At 57.8% G+C, this 6571-nt stretch carries 6 protein-coding genes; 3 read left to right on the forward strand and 3 right to left on the reverse strand.

Translation table 11 applies throughout. From position 1 onward, the window contains the following. Positions 1-25 precede the first annotated feature (25 nt). Together ylqF and IQ254_RS15265 are read left to right on the forward strand one after the other, a co-directional pair. A complete protein-coding gene (gene ylqF / locus IQ254_RS15260; RefSeq protein ID WP_193967018.1) occupies positions 26-889 on the forward strand; it encodes a ribosome biogenesis GTPase YlqF in 864 nt (287 codons plus the stop codon). Positions 890-1036: 147 nt separating this feature from the next. Continuing rightward, entirely contained in the window at positions 1037-1972 is a 936-nt protein-coding gene (locus IQ254_RS15265) for a hypothetical protein (RefSeq protein ID WP_193967019.1), read from the forward strand. 146 nt (positions 1973-2118) lie between these two features. On the opposite strand, the gene IQ254_RS15270 is transcribed toward IQ254_RS15265, so the two are convergent. The 3 genes from IQ254_RS15270 to IQ254_RS32120 form a co-directional block, all read right to left on the reverse strand. Continuing rightward, positions 2119-2445 carry an RNA-binding protein gene (locus IQ254_RS15270; protein ID WP_193967020.1) on the reverse strand — a complete coding sequence of 109 codons (327 nt, stop codon included), beginning with the start codon at positions 2443-2445 and terminating at the stop codon, positions 2119-2121. A 254-nt stretch (positions 2446-2699) separates the two neighbouring features. Beyond that, positions 2700-3002, reverse strand: coding sequence for a hypothetical protein (locus IQ254_RS15275; protein WP_193967021.1), 303 nt, complete (start codon positions 3000-3002; stop codon positions 2700-2702). Positions 3003-3253: 251 nt separating this feature from the next. After that, complete coding sequence (locus IQ254_RS32120) at positions 3254-3382, reverse strand: hypothetical protein (RefSeq protein WP_255527007.1); 129 nt, start codon at positions 3380-3382, stop codon at positions 3254-3256. Positions 3383-3639: 257 nt separating this feature from the next. Between IQ254_RS32120 and glgP the strand changes: the two genes are divergently transcribed. Next, positions 3640-6249 (forward strand): alpha-glucan family phosphorylase, encoded by a 2610-nt coding sequence (gene glgP / locus IQ254_RS15280; RefSeq protein ID WP_193967022.1) that lies wholly within the window; start codon positions 3640-3642, stop codon positions 6247-6249. The last annotated feature ends 322 nt before the right edge of the window (positions 6250-6571 follow it).

Raw genomic sequence — 6571 nt, forward strand, 5'->3', positions numbered from 1 at the left:
GCTCCTTCACCCACCCACTCCTCCCATGACTTCCCCCGATATTCAGTGGTACCCCGGCCATATCGCCAAGGCAGAAAAAGCCCTGGTCGATCAGCTGAGCCGGGTGGATGTGGTGCTGGAGGTGCGCGATGCTCGTATTCCCCTGGCGACCAGGCACCCAAAGGTCGATGAATGGGTGGGCGAAAAGCCCAGGGTGCTGGTACTCAACCGGGTAGACATGATTTCTGAAGCAGCCCGGACTGCCTGGGAAGACTGGTTTCGCCAGCAGGGCGAGGTTCCCTACTTTACCAATGGGCAGCAGGGTAAGGGGGTAAAAGCGATCGCAAAAGCGGCCCAGGGTGCTGGCGATGCTGTCAACCAGCGCCGCCAGGCTCGGGGCATGAAGCCGCGCCCCATTCGTGCGGTAGTGATTGGCTTCCCCAATGTGGGTAAGTCGGCGCTGATTAACCGTCTACTGAACCGCAAGGTGGCGGCCAGTGCTCGCAAAGCCGGGGTAACCCGTCAACTCCGGTGGATTCGAGTCTCGGGCGAGCTCGACTTGCTCGATGCTCCTGGCGTCATTCCGGCCCGGCTGAACGACCAGGATGCCGCCATTAAGCTCGCTATCTGTGACGATATTGGCGAGGCTGCCTACGATACCCAGCGCACGGCAGCGGCGCTGCTGGATTTGCTCAAGGGTCTGGAGCAGAGCCCCTCACTCGATAATTACACCAGCATTTTGCAGGGGCGCTATGACCTGAACCTGAGCGACTACAGCGGCGAAAGCTTTGTGGTTCAGCTAGCTGAACAAAAATTCAAGGATGATGTAGAACGCACCGCCAAGCGCATTCTCAACGATTTTCGCACCGGGCTGCTGGGCGAGTGGGTGCTGGAGTGGCCCTCGGCTTAAGCCGCTGTTTTGCCGCTGCTGAATTTCGGCTTCAGCGGCTCGGGCGCGGGTGGGGGTAGCCGCTCGGGTCATGGGCTAGCGATGACTATTTCTAGAAACATAGAGGGTAACCTGAGCTTAGAGAAATTGGCTTGAAGGTTATCTACTGTGTCGATCTCGTTGCTAGAGCAGGCTAAAGCTGGCGATGCCGCTGCGATCGCCAGCCTGATGAACCAGGCTCTACAGTCTAAGGGCATTTCTGTGCGTGGTGATCGCAGCGGCGACTGCCTGCAGCTGTGGCTGACAGGCCAGACCCTCCCGCCCCAGGCGGCCACTGTCGACTACGTACGCCGGGGCATTGGTCGGCTCCAGACAGGGGCTCTCAGTACCCTCCAGATTTATGCAGACCAGGCTGAACAGCAGGAACCGGGTTGGGGAGTAGAAGTGGCCCTGAGTGCGGCCACCGCCGAGGTTAACCCCCTGCCCCGAGAGCAGCTCCCTGTCCCTGAGCCTGACTTGCCGGCGACAAGGGCCTTAGACCCTGAGGAGGTTACGGAGCCTACATCGCTGTCGGCTGCCCCAGGAACAATTCCCTCTGCCTATGCTCTGCTGGGGTTAACCCCCGGCGACTCGCTGCAAAAGGTTGAAGGCAGTTACTTTAAGCTCAAGGCTCTGGCCCTGCGCGAGGGCGATCGCGCCAAAGTAGAAGCTCTCAAGCAGGCATTCCATCAGCTCAAGCAGCACATAGAAAATCCACCTGCAAAAACAGCTGAGCCATCTATCCAAGCTAAGAATTCCTCTTCTTCTTCTTCTTCTTCTACTGCTGAAGCTGAGTCACTTACCCCGGTAGAGCAGATCGAAAAACTTCTGAAGCAGCGACGGGTTTTGGCCCAAGTCAACATCCAGGGCGACCAGCTTCATATCTCCTGGCTAGCCATCCGCGTCACTAATGCTGAAGCAGCAGCTAAGCAGGTTCACGCTCTGTTGGCGCATCAAAATTTGGCCGCAATGGGGCTGCATGGGGTCAAAACCCTGGTTATTTCAGCCCTAAGCCGCGACCAGGCGGTTGTTTGGCAGCAAACTTATCCACTGACCAAGGCCTAGAGCTTGGTACTTAGGTGCCCTCCCTCAAGGCAGGGCGCACCAGTTAGGGTCTAGGCTGCATCCTAAAATGGCGGGGGATGGGTATCCCCCGCCATGGCACCTATATAATTTAGGTCGGTGGACGTTAGATCGGTGAACCGATGAACTTACCAGCGGGAAAATTCTCGGTTGCCGCCATCTCTGCCGCCGCCACCGCCAAAGTTGCCGCGCGAGCCACCACCTGGGCGCTTCTCCTTGGGACGGGCCTTGTTGACGCGCAGTTCACGCCCCATCCACTCGGCCCCGTCGAGGGCTTCGATAGCGGCGTCTTCGTCGGTTTCTTTTTCCATCTCGACGAAGGCAAAGCCGCGGGGGCGACCCGTTTCGCGATCGGTGGGCACGGTAACACGACTAACGGCTCCATACTCGGCGAAGACTTCGGTGATGTCTCCTTCCGTAGCACTGTAGGCAAGGTTTCCTACATAAATCGACATGGCACAACTCCAGATTAGACATGCAATGTAGACAAGTTCGATTCGGAGTGGTACACACCGATTACCCGAAAACTGAGATCAGACTGTGATTGACCAGCCTACCGAAAACAAAACATGTTACCCGCCTACTTTAGCATAGGCTTTCTGAAGATTATCGTTCTGTAACACTGTGGCAGCGGGCGTTACAGGCTTTGTTAGCAGAGGCTTACATAAGTTTTGTAACACCATATCAGGCGCGGTTATTGAAGCCATAATCAGCGTCTGCCGTAGAAGGAAACTTCGACATCAGCGCACCACCCAGCGGCCAAATTTTCATACAAAAAAACGCGCTCTACTCGGTAGTACACGCCATCGCGAAATACGCAGTCACCGATGCGCGGAATCATGGGATAGGTAGCAAACCACAGGGCGTCTTTAAGGGGAGCGTTGGGGCTATTGCTGCGGGCAGCCAGGTAAAACACCTGCACCTTAAACCCCCGACCTGAACTGGCGGGAGTCGACGGAGCACTATCACTGGATTTGCCGCTGCTTTTGCCGGTGGTTTTTTTGGTGGCCACAGAGTTGGCGATTGAGGGACTAGGTGCACGACTATGACATGCACCCGTAGTCTATCAAGACTACTCTCCCAATGAGAGGCAAGGAGGAGGTAACTGAATGAGTGGACAGGGTGTAGCGACGAGCTGAGGATCCAATTCTTGCAGAACTCCTGCGAGTCCTTTGACAGGGTCAGCGTTCCTCTGTCCTACCCTACAGCTGCCGGGGGTTGGGTATTGCTGTTGGGCCAAACGGGTTTGGGCGGGGGTAGCCGTTAGTGATTGCCGCGACGCTTGAGGGCAGCAACCATCTGCTGGCGCACAGCTTTAGCCCATTGATCAAACTCGGGCTCGGGGCGGGGATCGCGCTCTAGAACTGCTTGGGTGTTTCTATCCTGTGTCATGACGATGTCCTCTTTAGGCTGGTCTGTAGTTTCCGCTACCTCTCTATTATTCCCATTAGCGATTCTCTTAGGCTAGGTCTTTAGGTAGGGATCTCATAACCTAGAGGTAAGGAAAAGCCTAAAGTTTAGGGACAACGAGCATCGGGGATCGCTCGATGAAACCCCTGCCCCTGCGCCAGAAGAGGCTGCTAAAAGCCCAGCGACGATCCTCAACTAGCCACAGAATGCCCTGCAAAGCCGTTAATCTTTCTTGACCTATGCGCCCTATTCGCACCTTCAATGTCACCCCTGCCCTGCCCCAACGGCTGGAGGCACTACGTACCCTGGCCTATAACCTGCACTGGGACTGGGACGTGGAGATGGTGGATCTGTTTCGGCGGCTAGACGCTGACCTGTGGGAGTCGAGTCGCTATAACCCAGTACTGATGTTAGGGACAATCAACCAGGCGCGGCTGAATGAAATTGCAGAGGATGCGGGGTTTTTAGCCCAGATGGATCGGGCAGCCCAGCGATTGGAAGACTATCTGCGCGATCGCACCTGGTACAAAAAGCACCGTAGCAATCCGGTGCCCAACGAGTGCTATGCCTACTTCTCGATGGAGTTTGGCCTCACCACCTGCATGCCGGTATATTCTGGCGGTTTGGGAGTATTGGCCGGAGACCATCTCAAGTCGGCGAGCGATCTGGGCCTGCCCCTGGTGGGGGTGGGCCTGCTCTACCAGGAAGGCTACTTTGCCCAGTACCTGAACGCCGATGGCTGGCAGCAGGAACACTACCCGATCAACGATTTCTACAACATGCCTCTGCACCTGGAGCGAGATGGTGACGGCAACGAGCTACGGATTGAGGTGGAGTATCCAGGCCGCACAGTCTATGCGCGCATCTGGCGGGTGCAGGTGGGCACGGTGCCGTTGTACCTGCTCGACACCAATATTGAGCCCAATAACCAGTATGACCAGGATATCTGCGATCGCCTCTACGGCGGCGACATCGACATGCGTATTCACCAAGAGATCATGCTGGGCATTGGCGGCATTCGCATGCTCACGGCCTTGGGGTTAGCACCGACCACTCACCATATGAACGAAGGTCACTCGGCCTTTATGGCCCTGGAGCGCATGCGGGTGCTGATGGACGCCGCCGGGCTGAGTTTTACTGAGGCCTTGCAGGTGGCCCAGACCAGCCAGATGTTTACCACCCACACCCCTGTCCCGGCCGGAATCGATCTATTTCCGCCAGACAAGATACTGCACTACCTGGGCCATTACCGCGATTGCTTTGGCCTGGGTGACGCTGAGTTTCTGGCCCTGGGCCGCACCGATACGGGCGACTTCTCGGCCCCCTTTAGCATGGCGGTGCTGGCGATTAAGACAGCCACCTTTATCAACGGGGTGAGCCAGCTCCACGCCGAAGTATCGCGAGATATGTTCGGCGCTCTATGGGTGGAGTTACCCCCGAGCGAGGTGCCCATTCAAGCCATTACCAATGGGGTGCATGCCCGTAGCTGCGTCGCGAAGTCAACCCAGGCGCTCTACGATCGCTACCTCGGCCCCAACTGGGCCCAGGCCAGCCCCGGTGCGGCGTTGTGGGAGCGGGTGTACGCCATCCCCGACGATGAACTGTGGCGCAATCATGAGCAGTGCCGATCGCAGCTGGTGGTCAACGTGCGCGATCGCCTAGCCAAGAGCTTGGTCGATCGCGGTGGCTCGGCCCGCGAACTGGCTGCCGCCCAGGAATGCCTCGACCCCTTTGTGCTCACCATTGGCTTTGCCCGCCGCTTTGCCACCTACAAGCGGGCCACACTGTTTTTGCGTGACCTGGAGCGCATCCGTCAGATCATCACCGGCCAGGGCAGTGGTCGGCGGGTACAGTTTGTGATCGCTGGCAAGGCCCACCCCAAAGACATTCCTGGCAAAGAGCTGATTCGCAGCATTGTTCACTTCACCCGCGACGAGGGCCTCAGCGGGTCGATTGTGTTTGTGCCCAACTACGACATTCACGTGGCGCGGGATATGGTGGCGGGCTGCGACGTGTGGCTCAACACCCCCCGCCGCCCCCGGGAAGCCTCGGGCACCAGCGGCATGAAGGCGGCCATGAACGGTCTGCCCAACCTCAGCGTGCTCGACGGCTGGTGGGACGAGGCCGACTACATTCGTACCGGCTGGCCCATTGGCCATGGCGAAGACTACGACGACCCCGACTACCAAGACGACGTGGAGGCCAATGCCCTCTACGACATCCTCGAAAAAGAAGTGGTGCCGCTGTTTTACGATCGCGACCCAGCCGAAATCCCCCGGGGCTGGGTGGCCAAAATGAAAGAGGCTATCTACCTCAACACCCCCCGCTTCAATACCGCCCGCATGGTCAAAGACTACGCCAATCACGGATATTTTGCCGCCAGCGATCGCGCCCAAGCCCTGTCAGCTGACCACTACGCCCCTGGTAAAGAACTGGCCACCTGGCAGGCTCGCATTACTCAGCACTGGTACGACGTGCGCTTTGAGACAGTGGCCATGTCTGACACCACCGATCTGCGGGTCAACCAGCCCGTTAAGGTCACCGCTGCAATTCAGCTGAGAGACCTCACCCCTGATGATGTGCAGGTTGAGCTGTATCAGGGCACCGTGGCAGTTGACGGTGAGATTCACGCTGGCACGGCGACCCCCATGACCTACCAAGGGCAGGATGCCAACGGCAGAAGCTTCTACGCTCTGGAGATGGAGTACACCGCCAGCGGGTTACAGGGGCTGTCGCTGCGAATTTTGCCAACCCACAAATACCTCAGCAGCCCCTACGGCCCCAAACTAGTGCTTTGGGCTAACCCCGAGTCGGTGCAGCTAACCATGGGGGTCGTGGCCCCGGCATGACCTTAACCTCGATCGCGCCCGAAGAGGCAAATCACTATTTGCCCGAGTATCCTTGCACAACAATCCCCATCAATCTCTGCCATCAATCAACCACCAAAATAGTGATGGTCATCTCAGCTAGCTCCATAGCTAGCTCCATGTTTAGAGAACCTGGCAACGTTCTACAAATTAACCCGCTCCGGTAAAATTCTGGGATGACTGAAACCCCATCCCTCCCCCAGATTCCCTCCCAGGCGTGGCAGCGATCCCTCGGCCAGCCCTGGGAGCACCACTATATCGTGCGCTACGCCAGTAACCTGGACGACGGCCCTGACCATGGGGC

It is taken from the genome of Nodosilinea sp. LEGE 07088, from assembly GCF_015207395.1.
Taxonomy (GTDB): Bacteria; Cyanobacteriota; Cyanobacteriia; order Phormidesmidales; family Phormidesmidaceae; genus Nodosilinea.

Excerpts from the sequence above, each read along its gene's own strand:
- ylqF (WP_193967018.1), top strand. The coding sequence starts at position 26 with ATGACTTCCCCCGATATTCAGTGGTACCCCGGCCATATCGCCAAGGCA.
- IQ254_RS15270 (WP_193967020.1), bottom strand. The coding sequence starts at position 2,445 with ATGTCGATTTATGTAGGAAACCTTGCCTACAGTGCTACGGAAGGAGAC.
- IQ254_RS32120 (WP_255527007.1), bottom strand. The coding sequence starts at position 3,382 with ATGACACAGGATAGAAACACCCAAGCAGTTCTAGAGCGCGATCCCCGC.
- glgP (WP_193967022.1), top strand. The coding sequence starts at position 3,640 with ATGCGCCCTATTCGCACCTTCAATGTCACCCCTGCCCTGCCCCAACGG.